Source organism: Lebetimonas sp. JS032 (assembly GCF_000523315.1).
Classification (GTDB): Bacteria; Campylobacterota; Campylobacteria; order Campylobacterales; family Nautiliaceae; genus Lebetimonas.
Genome location: NZ_ATHS01000001.1, coordinates 890903 through 907178 on the forward strand (window position 1 = coordinate 890903; position 16276 = coordinate 907178).

A 16276-nucleotide genomic window follows, 5' to 3' on the forward strand; every position below is an offset into this window, starting at 1 on the left:
TTTTTTGACATTTTTTTTTAATTTGATAAAATCAAGCAAAAAAGGAGGGTTTATGCTTAAACCAAAAAGAGATAATGTTGATATGAACAGCGAAGAATTTAAAACTGAAGAAGAAAAAACAAAAAAATTTGTTGAAAAAGTTGTAAAACAGTTCGGATGGTGTATAACTCCAGATAAAGAAGTTTATGATGCCATTGTTATGGGTCTTACAAGAAATAAACTGATGTTTGGAAAGAGATACTGTCCTTGTTTTATCCCGATGGGTGATAAAGAAGACAGAATCTGTCCTTGTAAACCGGCAATTGACCACGAGGTAGTGGAAGGGTGCTGTCACTGCGGAATTTATTGCAATCCGGAAAAATGTGAAGAAATTAAAAAGGGGATGGATGAAAAATAAAAATATTTTAAAAAAAACTCAGATTTTGGGAGATGAACTGGTCGAACTGTTAAACGCCAGAAAAAAGAAATTAATAGATTTTGAACTTATTGATATAAGAGAGCCGTTTGAATACAAAGAGGCAAAAATAAAAGGTGTTGACAGACTGCTTCCTATTACAAATTTTCAAAATGATATGAAAATATGGAATGATTTAATAAAAAATAAAAAAGATTTTATAATTTATTGCAGAAGCGGGAACAGAACTTCTTATCTTCAAAATTATTTAAAACAAAAATTTAATATAGGTGTTCCCCATTTAGCACAGGGTATTATCAATTACCCTGGAATTATTGAAAAGGACAAATAATTAAAAGGAATGAAATGTTTTTGGAAGAAGTATATGAAATTGTAAGAAAAAGAGATGAAAGAATAAATAAATATTTTAAAAAATGCCCGGATGATATAAGGGCATTGTTTGAAGAGATATTAAAAACACTGAACCTGGAAATAAATGAAGACAATTTAACCGCCCTTAAAAAAAGATTTTTTCATTTAAGGGAAGATTCTCTTATAAATCTTTTAAAAAAAGCAAAATTGAATGAATCGGAAATAAAGGAAATTCAGCTTGATTTATACGAACTTACCAAAAATTTCTGGATAAAAGAGCATGAAAAACTTATAAACGAACTTTCACCTTTTATAGGGCCTTTTTATACCGAACTTTTAAGAGGGGTGCATAAAATAGGCATTGCTTTTTCTGCATGTCAGCCAAAATGGACAAAACATATTATTCATACAGTTAATGAAGAGCTGTCTTTGGAATTTGCGGGCGACGAGGCAAAAGTAATGGCTTATTTATTGGAAAATGATTTAATGGATAAAAAAGCGGCGGACAGAAGTTACAGTGTTTTGGTAAAAACCCAAAACGGATATGTGGTAAAAACATACGCAGAGGTTTTTGAAGAGGAAGTAAATGAAGCTGTCAGGGCGATAGACGGACTTATTTTAGCTCTTGAAAAGCTGGAAAATGAAAAAAAAGCCGAATGGATTTTGTATTTTAATGCCTTAAAAACGGCGCTTCTCGAAAAAAATAAAAAAGAACTTATTAAAAGATGGGCAAATGTGGACAGAATCTGGATGGATATAGATTCCCCGATTCAGGTAGGCCATCCGCTTGAATATTATGAGGATAAATTCCGTAAAGCCGTGGCACTTGAGCTTGATGTAAGGATTCAAAACCCGAATGTTAAAAGCAGTGTAAAAGATAATATTGTTAAAATGTATAAAAAACAGTGCACTGATGAAAATCTTTTAGAAAATGCTTTAAAAAATATTGAAAGAACTAAGCTTTTCATTTCAACCCCCGCTCTTTTTTACGGAGCTGAGTTTAACGGGCTTTTTTCAGCCCAGGTTGTACCAAATGATGAGGGTGTAAGTCGTGAAAAAGGTAAAAAAATATTTGCTTTTGTGGATAAGGTTTATGAAGATATAAAAGCAAGACCAAAAATGCTTCTCAGTTATGAAATTTTAGGTAAAGAATTTATGGATAAGTTTTATAAAAACTTAGAAGATAAAGAAAAATTTGTAAAAGTTTATGACATTACAACAATAGGCCATGAGTTCGGGCATATTTTATGGGTGGATGAAGAGAGCGAAGCTAAAATGAATAAAAGCGGCATGTTTAAAAATGTAGAGGAATTTAAAGCAACAACAGGCGGACTGATGGCGTTTTTTGAAAATGAAGAAAAGGAATTGATTGAATCCGTATTGGAAGATACAATAAAAAGGGCTGTTGGATTAATTTCCTGGATGGAAGTTGACGACGTACTGCCTTATTATATTGAAGGGCTTATTCATTTAACCGGGCTTTTTGAAAATGAAGTAATTAAATTTAACGGTAAGAATCTGGAATATAATTATGAAAATTATGAAAAACTTAAAGTTTGGTATAAAGATACCTATCTGGATTTGGCAAATCATTATATTGAAAAAAAAGATGCAAAAGAATTTTTGGATAAAATTGTTTATAAAGATAAAAATTATTATCCGATAAATAAAAAAGCGGATGAATTTGTAAAATATTATTATCAAAGATACAGGGAAATCGGAGAAAGAATCTATAAAGATTAAATTTTGGGCAAAGACGAATTATTTTTCGTCATAAGCCCCTTTTTTAGCCAGCCATCCGAGATATATGAGAACAATCCCATCCATTAAAAAACTGACCCCAACGATTATCCCCACTGTAAAAAATGAACTAAAAGGCCATCCTATCACTAAAATAATTCCTAAAATGAAACTGAGTGCCCCGTTTAGCAAAGAGAGCCACCAACCGCTTAAAGGTTTTAAATCAAGGGCTATACCGAAACTCGCAAATGCGTCAAAGAAAAAATATGCCGCAAAAAGTATTGCAACTGCTGCTACACCGCTTCCAGGCCAGATTACAAGTAAAATACCCGTAATTAAAAGCATCAAAGCTTTAAACCAAGCACTTAAACTTTTTGTATGAGCCTTAAATGTGGTATATAACTGAACCAGTCCCGCGGCTAAAAACAAAGCCCCTAAGAATATTACAAAAGCCAGACTTCCGGCAACCGGTTTTGCTATTGCAAGAATGCCCGCAATTACCATTAAAATACCTGAGATAATTGAAAGAGTACTAAACTCTTTAAGATTTTCTTTGTCAATTCTGTTTAAAAACATTTCTCCCTCCTTAAAATTTTTATAATTATATAACTTATTTTAAGATAAGTCAATAACTTTTAGTATAAATAGCTCAATATCCTTTAAAATTCTTCATAAAAAATACTTTATATGTCCTGTTAAAGTCTTTATATAAAGGCGCGTTTATTATAGCAATTAATTTTGAGTTTTTAAAATATTTTTTAGCATGATTTTCTTTTGTAACATAAATATAGTTTTTCCCTGTTTTTAGTTTTGTATCCATATCATATTGATTTTCGATTTTATGTGAAGGATTAAACATTACAGAGTTAAACGCATTTGGCTTTAAATAATAAATCATTTCAGCCATAATCACCCTGTCATCAAACATAAGGGGATAATGATATTTTTGGATTATCGGTTTTAATCTATCAGCAACCTCCCTCCATCCCAAAACTCTTTTAAAAGGGTCGGTTTTTGAAGTAAGTGTAATATGTAAAGCTTTTGTAATATCATGATAATGATAAAATAAAATAGCAGCTAATAAATTTATGGCAATTCCTGTTTTTATAAGATTTATTTTATTTTTTTCAATTAAATAAGCTATTACTAAAACAGTGCCGGCAATATATGTAGCGCTTGCCCAGTTTGCAAAAGCCCTTGTTAAGAATGCCTGCAGGGAAATCACTCCTAAAAATACAAATGCAAAAGAGTATAAAAGTTTATATTTGCAGTTTTTAAAATATGGTTTTATTAAGAGATAAAGTAAAACTCCAAAAAATACTGGACCAAAAACACCAAACTGAGTTAAAATAAAATTTAACAGATGTTTTGGATGAAAAAGTTTTCTGTCTATTTCGCTTATATCTTCTATATGATCAAATGTTATAAAATTATGATGATAATTCCATATTAAATTTGGAAGATAAATGGCTGCCGCAATAATCATTGCTATATATAAATTTTTCTTTTTAAATTCTTTCTTTTTGCACAAAAAGATATATATTACAACACTTAGTATAAATAAAATCATATTATATTTGCTGAGAAGCCCTAAACCTCCGGCAATTCCCGCAATTATCCAATAAAACAGTTTATCTTCTTTTATAGCTTTTATAAAAAAATATAAAGTTAATGAATAAAAAAATAAAAGTACGCTGTCTGTTGTAATTGCCATGGAATAAAAAGAAACCAAAGGTGTTGTAATAAAAGTAAGTGCGGAAAAAAAGGCCGTTTTTTCATTAAAAAGATTTTTTGCAATAAAAAAAATATTAATTGAAGTTAGTAAATACAAAATTAAAGAAGGTAGTTTTATGCATATTTCATTATCTCCGCAAATCATGGAAGCTAAATGAATAACCCATGCAATCATAGGGGGTTTTGAATAGTATCCAAAAGAAAGATGCTTTGACCATCCCCAGTAATACGCCTCATCCACATGCAAATCAATATTTACATGATATAAAACAAAAAGTCTGTAAAGTGTAATTAAAAGGGCAAAAAGGAGAAAATTTTTAAAATTATATTTCGTCAATCGGAAGTCCTTCACTCGGCAGTTCCTCAACAAACCAAGGAAGTCCGTTTTTATTCAGTTCATACATAAAAGCTCTTGCCGGAAATTCCTCCATATTTTTTACTCCCTCACTAAACCATTTTTTAGTGGCAATCATTTTAGCCCCAATCATTGCAGGAACCCCAGTTGTATAGCTTACACACTGAGCTCCGACTTCCCTGAATGCACACTGATGGTCGCAGATGTTGTAGATATAGTATCTTTTCTTTTTACCGTCTTTATATCCTGTTACGACAACTCCTATATGAGTCTGACCTTTTGTTCTTGGGCCCAGGCTTGCTGGGTCTGGAAGTACTTTTTTTAAAAATTCCATTGGTGAAATTTTGCACCCTTTGCATACTTCAATAGGTTCTATGTTTGTCATTCCGACATTTTGAAGCGCTTTTAAATGCCAAAGATATTTATCAGAAAAAGTCATAAAAAATCTTGCTCTTTTAATTGAAGGGAAATTTTTAGTAAGGCTTTCAAGCTCTTCGTGATATAAAAGATAACTTGGAAATTCCCCGACTCCCCTATAATTCCATTTAAAATTAACGCTCATCGGCTCAATCTCTCTCCATTCTCCGTTTTCGTAATATTTTCCTTTTTGTGTAATTTCGCGGATATTAATTTCAGGATTGAAATTTGTGGCAAATGGATATCCGTGGTCTCCCGCGTTGCAGTCAAGTATATCAAGATATTCAATTTCGTCCAAAAGTTCCTGCGTCGCAAATGCTGTAAATACATTTGTAACTCCAGGGTCAAAACCGCTGCCAAGAAGCGCCATTAAATTTTTTCCCTTAAAATCATTATCTTTTGCCCATTGAAGTTTATATTCAAATTTAGCCTTTTCCGGGTGTTCATAATTTGCAGTATCCACATAATGCGCTCCGGCTTTTAAACATGCATCCATTATCGCCAAATCCTGATAAGGAAGCGCAACGTTTAAGACAATATCACTGTTTGTTTCTTTAATTAGTTTTGCAGTTGCATCTACATCCATTGCATCAATTTCAGCCGTTTTTACTTCAACTCCAAGTCTTTTTTGAATATCTTTTGCTATAGCGTCACATTTGTTTTTTGTACGGCTTGCCAACACAATGTTTTTAAAAATATGGTCATTCATTGAGGCTTTAAAAGTGGCAACCCTGCCGACTCCACCGGCTCCGATAATTAATAAATTGCTCATTTTCTGTCCTTTAAATATTTTTAAATCATCTTTAGCATATTCAGATATTTTTACTTGAAAACTCATTTTTTATTTCTTGTATTGTATAACTTTTTTTATTTTTAAAATCTTTTCTACTGTTTAATATATCTTTATGCCATAAAGGGGAATCAACTTTTTCTAAAGAATTTAAAATTTCTTCCATTAAAAAAAGTTTTTCTTCTAATTTTAGATTTTTTACATCAATCATTTCATCTCCTTAATTTTAATTGGAAGTCCCTCCCGTTCCATTTCTTCAAAGAAGGCTAAAGCATCAAATTCTTCCACGTTTTTAACGCCTTCTTCCCACCAGATTTTTTTAGCCATCAATTTACAGCCTATAATTGCCGGTACACCTGTTGTATAGCTTACGCAGTGAGCTCCCGTTTCTTCAATTGCCTTTTCATGGTCACAGATGTTGTAGATATAGTATTCTTTATTAGTTCCATCTTTTTTACCTCTTACAATTACGCCTATATTTGTTTTACCTTTGTAGTTTGTAACAAGCTCCTGTGGGTCAGGCAGTACTTTTGCCAGGAATTGAAGAGGTGAAATGCTGCAGCCTTCACAAATTTCAATAGGTTCAATACTGAACATCCCTATATTTTTTAAAGCATTAAAATGATATAAATACCGGTTGCTGAAACACATATAAAATTTTGCACTCTTTAAATTTGGGAAATGTTTTACAATACTCTCAAGCTCTTCGTGCCATATTAAAATGCTTGTAGCCTCCCCGCATTCCGGATAATTGTGTTTAGTCTGTATTTCAAACGGTTTTGTTGTATGCCATTTTCCATTTTCCCAGTATTTACCAGGCAGGTTGAGCTCTCTAAGATTTATTTCAGGGTCAAAATTTGTGGCAAATGCCCTTCCGTGGCTTCCGAAATTACAGTCATATATTTCAATTTCTTTCAATTCATCCAGCAGGTAATCAGCCGCATATTTAACCATTATAGAAGTAACTCCCGGGTCAAACCCACATCCAAGAAGTGCCATAGTGCGGGCTTTTTTAAAATCTTCATCTAATGCCCATTGCAAATCATAATAAGTGTCGGGATTATCTTCTGTTTCCGCGAGAGCTGTATCAAGATAAGCCGCACCTGTTTCAATGCATGCATGCATAATAGGCAGGTTTTGATAAGGAAGCGCCACATGGCAGACAATATCTATATTTTCTTTTTTTATTAAATCAACTACATTCTCTTTTTTATTTGCATCAAGTGCATAGGTTTTAATTTCAATTCCAAGTTTTTCTTTTATATCTTTAGAAATGGCATCACATTTAGATTTAGTTCTACTTGCTAAAACTATATTTTTAAATGTGTTTTTGTTTTTCGCCGCTTTAAATGCCGAGACCCTTCCGACTCCGCCGGCTCCGATTATTAAAAGGTTTGCCATCATCCTCCTTTTTTCAAATTATAACATTTTTAAAAAATAATTTGATATAATTTTCTATATGTAATAATTTTGTCAAAGGTTTATAATGAAAATCTCTCTTATCCAGCAGTCTTTCAAGGGGACTATAGAAGCTACAATTAATCATACTGTTGAAATGATAAAAAAATCAAACGGAGAGCTTGTTATTTTGCCGGAGCTGCATCAGAGCGAATATTTCTGTAAAAGCGAGGATACAAAATATTTTGATTTGGCAGAGAGTTTTGAAGAGGATGTTAAATTCTGGGCTGATGTGAGTAAAAAAGAAGACAGGGTTTTGGTAACAAGTTTGTTTGAAAAAGTGATGGACGGAATTTATTATAACACTTCCGTTGTTTTTGACAGGGGAAAACTTGCCGGGAAATACAGAAAAACACATATTCCGGACGACCCTGGATTTTATGAAAAATTTTATTTTACTCCAGGTGATTCAATAGAGCCAATTGATACCAGTGTTGGAAGACTTGGGGTATTAGTTTGTTGGGATCAGTGGTATCCAGAAGCTGCAAGGATTATGGCACTTAAAGGAGCTGAAATATTGATTTATCCAACGGCAATAGGCTGGCTTTTGTGTCCAGAAGATAGAGTTGATGAGCTTTGTGAAAAAGAAAATACAATTGAAGAAAAAGAAAAAATGAAAAATGCATGGAAAAGCGTGCAGAGAGGTCACGCTGTTGCAAACGGGGTTTATGTGGCTGCGGTAAACAGGGTGGGAGAGGAAAAAGATGAAAGCGGTGTGCTCGGGGGAATAGAGTTTTGGGGAAACAGTTTTGTTTTCGGGCCTCAGGGAGAAGAAATTGTAAGAGGCGGTATGAATGAAGAGATAATTGAAGCCAAAATAGATTTAAAAGCTGCAAAAGAAGTTAGAAAAATATGGCCGTTTTTCAGGGACAGAAGAATAGATATTTATAATTGTATAAACAGGAGGTATTGTAAATGAAAGTTGCACCAAGTATTTTAAGTGCAGATTTTGGCAGATTAGCTGATGAGGTAAAGGCGGTATGCGAAGCGGGCGCAGATTATATTCACTGCGATATAATGGACGGGCATTTTGTACCGAATATGACGATGGGACCTATGATAATTGAAGCGGTAAAAAAGACTGCGAGCGTGCCGCTTGATATACATTTTATGGTTGAAAATATTCCTTTTTTTGTAGATATGTATAAACATTTGGAGCCGGAATTTATAAGTTTTCATGTAGAAGAGGAAAAACATATAAACAGGGTTATTCAAAAAATAAGAAAAGAAAATATCCGTCCGGCAGTTGTACTTAATCCGGCAACTCCTGTGTGTTTGCTTGATTATATAATTGAAGATGTTGACATGGTGCTTTTAATGAGTGTGAATCCGGGATTCGGAGGGCAGAAGTTTATTACGTCCACTTTAAGAAAAACAGAGGAATTAAGAGAACTCTCTGTTAAAAGAAATCCGTCTCTTTTGATAGAAATAGACGGAGGGGTGAATGGTAAAAACGCAAAAGCGCTTCTTGAAGCGGGTGCCGACATTTTGGTGGCGGGAAGTTATGTTTTTAAAAGCGGTGATTACAAAAAAGCGATCGAAAGTTTAAGGGTGTAAATGAGGGTAAAAATCTGCGGTATTACAAACTGGGAAGATGCTAAAATTTCCTGCGATGCCGGAGCTGATGCCCTTGGATTTGTAACATATGAAAAATCCCCGAGGTTTATAAGCCCGGTTGAGATTAAAAAAATAATTGAAAAACTTCCTCCTTTTGTGGTAAAAGCAGTTTTGTTTGTAAAAGTGGCGCCGGAATTTGTAAATGAGGTAATGGCTTATACAAAAGCGGATATTGCACAGATTCATTTTGAAGCTGACAAAAGTTTTTTTAAAAAACTGAACTGTAAATATTTAAAGGTTGTGAGGGCAAAAGAAAAAAAAGATATTGATAAATATGCCGGCGAATACAGAATTGTGGATGCATATGTCCCTGAATTTGGGGGAAGCGGGAAAAGATTGGCGCTTGAATGGTTTGAAACAAAAGAGAATTCAAAAATTATTTTAGCCGGTGGTCTTACTCCTGAGAATGTTTTTGAAATAGGAAGTTACGGATTTTACGGTGTGGATGTAAGCAGTGGGGTTGAAAGCGCTCCCGGCAAGAAAGATAAACGAAAAGTTAGGAAATTTATAGAAACAGCCAAAAAGTGAAAAGTTAAAAATGAGCTTTGCTCATCTGGCTGCTTGAAAAGCGGCCATGATATAAAGTGTAAAGTGAAGGAAAATAATTGAAAGCGTTTGTTTTAAAAAAAATTGCCGAGAAACTTAAAAATTATAAAATTATAAAAAAAGTCTTCAGAATTGATGAAAATCTGATTTTAATGCAGTTTGACAAAGACAGGTTTTATTTTGATCTGACAAAAGGAAACAGCGATATTTATATAAATATTGATTATCCTCTGGTTAAAAAGTTTAAAGCGCCTTTTGATATAGTATTGGAAAAAAAATTTACAAAAGCCAAAATACTTGGTGTAAAATGTAATGAGAGAATATTAACAGTTACAGCAAAAAATAATAATAATTTTAAAAAAGAGATTGTAAAAATAAGATTTGAATTTACCGGCCGTTATACAAATGCAATAATTTTAAATGAATTTGATGAAGTTATAGAATCACTAAGACATATCAGCGAAAGCCAATCAAGCAGAATTGTAAAACCAGGGGTTAAACTTGAAGAACTGCCACCGAGGGAGATAAAAGAAAAAGAGTTTGAAATTGATGATTTGGAAAATTATACAAAAAAACTTTTTGAAAAAAAATATGAAAAAAAAGTGAATGAAACCAAAAAAGTCATATTAAACAGAATTAATAAAAAGATAAAAGAGATTGAAAAAAAAATAAAAAAACTGCCGGATATTGAAGAACTGGATAAAAAAAGCCAAACCTATAGAAAATATGCGGATGTCGCTATGGCAAATTTACACTTGATTAAACCTTTTGAAAAAGAGCTTAAAACATATGATTTTGAAGGGAATGAAACAACTGTGCCTCTGCCGGAGCTTAAAAATATAAACCAGATAGGAAATTATTATTACAGACTTTCGAAAAAAGCTAAAAAAAAGGCTGAAAATATTGATATAGAAAAAGGTTTTTTAACTTCACAGCTTCAATTTTTGCAAAATTATAAAAAACTTGTGGAAAATGCAAAAGATTTAAGCTCACTGAAAAAATACCAGCCTAACAGAAAAGAAAAAAAAGAGGACGAAAACATAGCAAAATTTATGTTTGACGATTATCTGATAATGGTTGGTAAAAATGAAAAAGGCAATATTAAACTTCTTAAAATTTCAAATGCAAACGATATCTGGATGCATATAAAAAACTATCCGGGCGCCCATGTGATTATTAAAAACAATAAATTAAAAATTGATGAAAAAATATTAAATGAAGGGGCAAAACTTGCCGTAGCTTTTTCTAATAAAGATGAGGGAATTGTCGATTATACTAAAAGAAAATTTGTAAAAATTAAAGACAAGGCAAATGTTGAATATGGAAAATATTCTTCTATAAAGGTGAAATTATGAGTTTAATTGGCCAGATTACATTAATTAACCAAAACCAGCATGTCCCTTCAATCATCGCATCTGATATAATGGCAAGAGAAGTTGTTTCTAAAGAGTTGCAAAAATTGGCCTCTGCGGAAAAAGAGAGAAAAGTAGAAGAGGTGAGACCTGTGGAAGAAATTGAAAAAATAGTGCCTGATGAGGGTGAAAAAGAAGAGGTTAAAAAAGAAGCCACAAGGCATATTGATATAAAAGCATAGGTGAAAATAGTGAAAATGGTGAGTAGCGAGTGGTGAGTTGTGAAAATGGAGAATTAAATTAAAGGTATAAAGTGAAAGAAAGAATTATAACGGCGGTTGGAATTTTAGCGGTTTTGGCAATAGTGGCGGTAATTGATAATTATTATTTAACCGGGTTTTTATTTGCAGTTATTACAATAATAGGATTTTATGAAGCGAGCAGGTTATTTAATGTTGATTTAGACGAAAAAATTTATCTGATACTTGGAATATCGCTTCTTTTTTCTTTTATAAATCCTTTTTTTGCAGGAATTTTCGGTGTTATTATAATAGCTTCTTATGTGGCGTATTTACAAAAAGAAATTAATCTGGTGGCGCCTTTTGTTTATCCGTTTTTGCCTTTAATGTTTTTTTACTCTCTTTATTTCAGATACGGAATGAATACAGTTATATGGCTTATAGTAATTGTGGCACTGACGGACAGTTTTGCATATTTTGTAGGTAAAAATTTTGCAAAAAAATTTTTTAAAAACGGATTTTGCCATACATCACCCAATAAATCCTGGGAGGGAGTAATAGGCGGAGTTATCGGCGGCGCTCTGGCAGGTGGAATAATCGGAGGTTTTTATTATCCTGTTTTAATAGCTTTTGGGGTTTCTTTTGTTGTCAGTATTGTAAGTGTATTTGGAGATTTGTTTGAAAGTTATCTAAAAAGAAGGGCGGGGGTAAAAGACAGCGGAAATATACTGCCGGGTCACGGAGGTGTGCTTGACAGAATAGACAGTTATCTGTTTGCCGCTCCTGTGATGCTTGTAATGTTGGGAATATAATGATAGTTTTGGGTTCAACCGGGAGTATCGGCGTAAATACATTAAAAGTTGCCGAAAGATTTAATATTCCTGTTGAAATGCTGGTTGCGGGAAATAATTATAAACTTTTAAACAAACAGATTAAAAAATTTAAGCCCGAATTTGTAGTGGTAAAAGATAAAGCCACAGCAGAAAAAGTAGATTTTAAAAATATTTTATACGGTGAAAATGCTATTTTGGATATGCTGGAAAAATGTAAAAGTAATTTGGTTGTAAACGCTATTGTTGGTGAATCCGGGCTTAAACCCACTTTAAAAGCGGGGGAGCTAAATAAAAAAATTGCTTTAGCCAATAAAGAATCGCTTGTAATTGCCGGTAAATTTATAGATATAAATAAGATAACCCCTATTGACAGTGAACATTTCGGAATCTGGTATTTATTGAATGGAAACTTAGAAAGTGAAAAATTTAGGAAACTTTATATTACGGCAAGCGGCGGAGCTTTAAGGGATTGGCCGATAGGGAAAATAAAAGAAGCAAAACTTAAAGATGTGTTAAAACATCCAAATTGGTCTATGGGTAAAAAAATTACTATTGATTCTGCCACAATGGTAAATAAACTTTTTGAACTTCTTGAAGCCAAATGGCTTTTTAATACCAGTAATATTGACGCTTTTATAGAAACAAAATCCGTTATTCACGCATTGGTGGAATGGATGGATGGCAGTACAACCGCCCATATTTCAAAAACAGATATGAAGCTTCCTATTTCTTTTGCCATATTAAATGAGGTAAAAGAAGAAATTTTAGAGCATGTAAATTTGTTGGATGTCGGAAATTTGGAATTTAGAAAAATAGATTCCGGTCGTTATCCTGTCTGGGAAATTAAAGAAATTTTGCTGAATAATTCAGATTTGGGAATCGTTATAAATACGGCAAACGAATTTGCAATAGATAAATTTTTAAAAGAAGAGATAGGCTTTTTGGATATCAGTAAAATTATTTTAAAAGCAATTGAAAAATTTGAAAATATAAAAACAAATAATATTGATGAAATATTCGAAATTAAAAAAGAGGTAAGGGAATGGTGTGAGAGTAATTCTTTTTGATTTGGACGGGACGCTTATAAATTCAACAGAGGCTATTTTGGAAGGATTTAAGGTTACTTTTGAAAAATACAATAAGCCTTATCCTGGTGACGAAAATGTAAAAAAACTTATAGGCCTTCCGCTTGAGATTATGTTTTTTAAACTTGGAATAGATGAAAATGTGGATGAATATGTAAATACGTATAAAATGCATTACAGAAAAATTTCTACTAAAAAAACAAAACTTTTACCGTTTACAAAAGAAGCTCTAAACAAGGCAAAAGAATTTGCAAGACTTGGAATTGTAACTACAAAAACGGCAAAATATTCAAAAGAACTGCTGGATTATTTTAATCTTACAAAATTTTTTGAAGTATTAATCGGAAGAGAGGATGTAATTAATCCGAAACCTCATCCTGAGCCAATTTTAAAAGCACTTTATTTAATGAATGCCCATAAAGAAAATGGATGGATGATAGGTGATACCTGTATGGATATTTTAAGTGCCAAAGAAGCCGGAATTAAAGCTGTTGGTGTAAAGTGGGAATATGAAGAAAATTTGAAAAACTGCGCCGAAATTATAGAAGAAAATGTTTTGGAAGCTGTGGAATTTATAGAAAAATTTTAAAATTTTTTCCAAAATTCTCGGCTTAGAAGCATTAAAACAGTAAAAAATTCCAATCTTCCTATAATCATGCCTATTGCCAAAATAAATTTTTGAGGCTGGGTAAAAAAAGCAAAATTATCCGCCGGCCCCACATGTCCGAACCCCGGACCTATATTACCGACACATGCTATTGTGGCGCTTAAAGAAGTCATTGTGTCATATCCGTTTGCAAATAAATATAAAGCAATTACCGCTACCGTAAGAATATATAAAAATATAAATGCACTGACGTTGTTTACAGTGTCGCAGGAGAGTTTGTTATTGTCTATTTTTACGGAGCATACAACATTGGGATGAAGTATTTTTCTTATTTGATGTTTTAAATTTTTAAACATAACAACAAATCGTATTGTTTTAATACCCCCGGCGGTTGAACCTGTATTTCCCCCGATTAGCATTGCAAGAAACACAATTGCTATTGCCGCCTGCCCCCATGTGGAATAATCCAGTGTTGCAAAACCTGTGGTTGTAAGAATAGATGAAATAGTGAAAAACGAGTGTGTGAGAGAGAAGAAAAATGAATCGTGTGATGTGAAATAATGAACCAATGTTAATACTGTCGCCAATACAAAAAATATCAGTGTATACCACATTACCTCTTCGGATTTATAACCTGAAAAATCTTTATTAAGCAGTTTTATATGGGCTAAAAAGTTCATTCCGGAAAGAAACATAAAAAATGTAGTAGTCCACAAAATAAAATAATTGTTGTTCCAATATCCCAAAGATGAACTTTTGGTTGAAAATCCTCCTGTTGAGAGGGTGGCGAATGCGTGGTTTATGGCATCAAAAAAGCTCATTCCCTCTATTTTAAGTAAAATCATATCAATCAGTGTTAAAAGTGCGTAAACGCCCCATAATTTTAGAGCCGTATGTTTTAGCTTTGGGGTTATTTTTTCTGCCGTTATGCCGGTGGATTCGGATTGAAAAAGAGCAAGGGAACCGGTAGGATTTATAAATGAAAGCAGTCCGACGCCCAAAACAATAATACCCATACCGCCTATCCAGTGCATAGTGCTTCTTAGCATTAATATATATTTTGGCAATGCCTCTATATTTGAATATATTGTGGCCCCTGTTGTTGTAAAACCGCTTATTGCCTCAAAAAATCCGTCTATAAAACTGACGTGAGTTCCCATCATTAACGGTATTGCCCCCAGGGTGCCAAGCATCAGCCAAACTAAATTTACACTTAATATTGCTTCTTTGATTTTCATTTTCATTTTATGATTTCTTAAAAAATATAAAATAGCTCCGAAAATTACAAAAGATAAAAATAAAAAAATTAAAAATTTTTTATCATGCTCATGATATATAAAACCTGTAATCATGGGTATTAAAAAAAATACGATGACTATCATTCCTACAAGAGAGAGGAATTTGAGAATATTTTTTAAAGAGTTTCTATCCATTTTTTGTTTCCTGAAAAATTAAATTCCATTACAATATCGCCTGATTTTATTTCAAAACTTTCTTTTAATATATAAATTTTGTCTTCTCTTATTATTAAAATTTTTGCTTTTTCTTTAGGGGGTGTAATAATTTTTTCGTTATAAATCTGTTTAATGAAGATTTTTCCTTTTGCGCCCAGGAAAAATCTTTCATAAACCAGCAGTCTTGAATCTATTTCTTCCAAAATGGCATAAAAAGCCGCTATTTTAGGCCCTCTTATCGTTGAAAGCCTGAGAGAGTGCATTAATGAGTAATAATTTAAATTATTATTTATGGTTATTATTTTTTTAATTCCGAGTTTTCTTGCCTGAAGGGATTTTATAATGTTTGATTCGTCTTTTACGGAAGCCGTTATTGCAATATCGCTGTATTGAACCCCTTCGTTTAAAAGCATTTCCTCATCTTCGTAAGATGAATTTATTATACTGACTTTTTCTCCCAAAATTTCAGAGGCTTTTAGGGCCAGTTCTTCGTCTTTTTCCAAGATTTTTATATTCATTTCAAAATTTGAAAGTATTTTCGCTATTTCTATTCCCAGTTCATTTGCCCCGTATATTAATGTATTTTGAATATTTTCAGGAGAAACAGTGTCAATTAAATTTAAGTATTTTTTAATTTTTTCTTTATTTCCGAAGATATATAACAAATCATTTTCTTTGATTTCATCATTTTCATCCAAAAAAATAAATTCATTATTTCTTTCTGCGCCTATTATTTTAACGTTATCCTCTTCTATTTCACTGATTTTTGTTATTTGAGGGTTTTTTACGCTAAAAGAAATAAGTACGCATTGGCTGAAAGGGAATTCTTTTATATTGTTTGCTTTTGGAAATTCAAGTAATTTTGCAACCGCCGCGGCTGAAAGTTTATAAGGGAAAACCACCCTGTTTATATCAAGTTTTTTTTGAAAATTTGTTGCAATATAAGAAGTGTTTGTAAGTCTTACAATAATGTTTTCTGTTTCTAAGATATCTGTGAGAACTATTGTTGAAATTAAGTTTATTTCATCATTGTTTGTTACGGCTATATAAAAATCTATTTTGTCTTCTATATGTAAAAAAGTGTTTGCTTCTCTCATGTCTCCCTGAATGGTCATAACATCAATAGATTCTTTTATTGAATTGAGAGCTTTTTCGTTTTTATCAACTATAATTATATTATGGTTTGTTGAAAGTATTTTTGCTAAATTGTAGCCGACTTTTCCCGCTCCGGCAATTAAAATATTCATACTTTTCCTTGATATGAGGTTTCTAAAAATTTATTA

18 protein-coding genes are annotated in these 16276 nt (G+C 32.4%); 11 read left to right on the forward strand and 7 right to left on the reverse strand.

What is annotated here, in order from left to right:
- The first annotated feature begins 52 nt into the window (after nucleotides 1–52).
- Genes DZ65_RS09915 through ciaB form a run of 3 tightly spaced genes read left to right on the forward strand, consistent with a single transcriptional unit; the run spans nucleotide 53 to nucleotide 2509 of the window.
- Nucleotides 53–397 (forward strand): ferredoxin-thioredoxin reductase catalytic domain-containing protein, encoded by a 345-nt coding sequence (locus DZ65_RS09915; protein ID WP_035003140.1) that lies wholly within the window; start codon nucleotides 53–55, stop codon nucleotides 395–397.
- Nucleotides 387–746 (forward strand): rhodanese-like domain-containing protein, encoded by a 360-nt coding sequence (locus tag DZ65_RS09920; protein ID WP_035003142.1) that lies wholly within the window; start codon nucleotides 387–389, stop codon nucleotides 744–746. Before DZ65_RS09915 ends, DZ65_RS09920 begins: the two co-directional genes overlap by 11 nt.
- A 14-nt stretch (nucleotides 747–760) precedes the next feature.
- Nucleotides 761–2509: an invasion protein CiaB gene (gene ciaB / locus DZ65_RS0104990; protein ID WP_024791297.1), complete on the forward strand. Its 1749-nt coding sequence runs from the start codon at nucleotides 761–763 to the stop codon at nucleotides 2507–2509.
- A gap of 18 nt (nucleotides 2510–2527) precedes the next feature.
- Here the strand turns inward: ciaB and DZ65_RS0104995 are convergent, their stop codons facing one another.
- From DZ65_RS0104995 to DZ65_RS0105015, 5 genes are all read right to left on the reverse strand, one after another.
- Nucleotides 2528–3082, reverse strand: a complete 555-nt coding sequence (locus DZ65_RS0104995) for an HdeD family acid-resistance protein (protein ID WP_024790860.1) — start codon at nucleotides 3080–3082, stop codon at nucleotides 2528–2530.
- Between the two features lie 73 nt (nucleotides 3083–3155).
- On the reverse strand, nucleotides 3156–4577 hold the full coding sequence (locus tag DZ65_RS0105000) for a glycosyltransferase family 39 protein (RefSeq protein ID WP_024790861.1): 1422 nt from the start codon (nucleotides 4575–4577) through the stop codon (nucleotides 3156–3158).
- Entirely contained in the window at nucleotides 4564–5784 is a 1221-nt protein-coding gene (locus DZ65_RS0105005) for a saccharopine dehydrogenase family protein (protein ID WP_024790862.1), read from the reverse strand. Before DZ65_RS0105005 ends, DZ65_RS0105000 begins: the two co-directional genes overlap by 14 nt.
- A gap of 40 nt (nucleotides 5785–5824) precedes the next feature.
- The gene (locus DZ65_RS0105010; protein WP_024787574.1) at nucleotides 5825–6013 is read right to left on the reverse strand and encodes an addiction module protein; all 189 of its coding nucleotides are present in this window, start codon (nucleotides 6011–6013) and stop codon (nucleotides 5825–5827) included.
- Nucleotides 6010–7203: a saccharopine dehydrogenase family protein gene (locus DZ65_RS0105015; protein ID WP_024790863.1), complete on the reverse strand. Its 1194-nt coding sequence runs from the start codon at nucleotides 7201–7203 to the stop codon at nucleotides 6010–6012. Before DZ65_RS0105015 ends, DZ65_RS0105010 begins: the two co-directional genes overlap by 4 nt.
- An 85-nt stretch (nucleotides 7204–7288) precedes the next feature.
- Between DZ65_RS0105015 and DZ65_RS0105020 the strand changes: the two genes are divergently transcribed.
- From DZ65_RS0105020 to DZ65_RS0105055, 8 genes are all read left to right on the forward strand, one after another.
- On the forward strand, nucleotides 7289–8179 hold the full coding sequence (locus DZ65_RS0105020) for a carbon-nitrogen hydrolase (RefSeq protein WP_024790864.1): 891 nt from the start codon (nucleotides 7289–7291) through the stop codon (nucleotides 8177–8179).
- Nucleotides 8176–8817, forward strand: a complete 642-nt coding sequence (gene rpe, locus DZ65_RS0105025) for a ribulose-phosphate 3-epimerase (protein WP_024787576.1) — start codon at nucleotides 8176–8178, stop codon at nucleotides 8815–8817. The genes DZ65_RS0105020 and rpe overlap by 4 nt, the downstream gene beginning before the upstream one ends.
- Nucleotides 8818–9405, forward strand: a complete 588-nt coding sequence (locus tag DZ65_RS0105030) for a phosphoribosylanthranilate isomerase (protein WP_024787577.1) — start codon at nucleotides 8818–8820, stop codon at nucleotides 9403–9405.
- Between the two features lie 77 nt (nucleotides 9406–9482).
- Complete coding sequence (locus tag DZ65_RS0105035; protein ID WP_024790865.1) at nucleotides 9483–10778, forward strand: NFACT RNA binding domain-containing protein; 1296 nt, start codon at nucleotides 9483–9485, stop codon at nucleotides 10776–10778.
- Nucleotides 10775–11017: a hypothetical protein gene (locus DZ65_RS0105040; protein WP_024787579.1), complete on the forward strand. Its 243-nt coding sequence runs from the start codon at nucleotides 10775–10777 to the stop codon at nucleotides 11015–11017. The genes DZ65_RS0105035 and DZ65_RS0105040 overlap by 4 nt, the downstream gene beginning before the upstream one ends.
- 71 nt (nucleotides 11018–11088) lie before the next feature.
- Nucleotides 11089–11826 carry a phosphatidate cytidylyltransferase gene (locus DZ65_RS0105045; RefSeq protein WP_024790866.1) on the forward strand — a complete coding sequence of 246 codons (738 nt, stop codon included), beginning with the start codon at nucleotides 11089–11091 and terminating at the stop codon, nucleotides 11824–11826.
- Entirely contained in the window at nucleotides 11826–12914 is a 1089-nt protein-coding gene (dxr, locus tag DZ65_RS0105050; RefSeq protein ID WP_024790867.1) for a 1-deoxy-D-xylulose-5-phosphate reductoisomerase, read from the forward strand. The genes DZ65_RS0105045 and dxr overlap by 1 nt, the downstream gene beginning before the upstream one ends.
- Nucleotides 12895–13521 carry an HAD family hydrolase gene (locus tag DZ65_RS0105055; RefSeq protein WP_024790868.1) on the forward strand — a complete coding sequence of 209 codons (627 nt, stop codon included), beginning with the start codon at nucleotides 12895–12897 and terminating at the stop codon, nucleotides 13519–13521. The genes dxr and DZ65_RS0105055 overlap by 20 nt, the downstream gene beginning before the upstream one ends.
- Here the strand turns inward: DZ65_RS0105055 and DZ65_RS0105060 are convergent.
- Together DZ65_RS0105060 and DZ65_RS0105065 are read right to left on the reverse strand one after the other, a co-directional pair.
- Nucleotides 13518–14972, reverse strand: coding sequence for a TrkH family potassium uptake protein (locus tag DZ65_RS0105060; RefSeq protein WP_024787583.1), 1455 nt, complete (start codon nucleotides 14970–14972; stop codon nucleotides 13518–13520). The two genes, DZ65_RS0105055 and DZ65_RS0105060, sit on opposite strands and share 4 nt — an antisense overlap.
- A complete protein-coding gene (locus tag DZ65_RS0105065; protein WP_024787584.1) occupies nucleotides 14954–16240 on the reverse strand; it encodes an NAD-binding protein in 1287 nt (428 codons plus the stop codon). The genes DZ65_RS0105060 and DZ65_RS0105065 overlap by 19 nt, the downstream gene beginning before the upstream one ends.
- Nucleotides 16241–16276 lie beyond the last annotated feature (36 nt).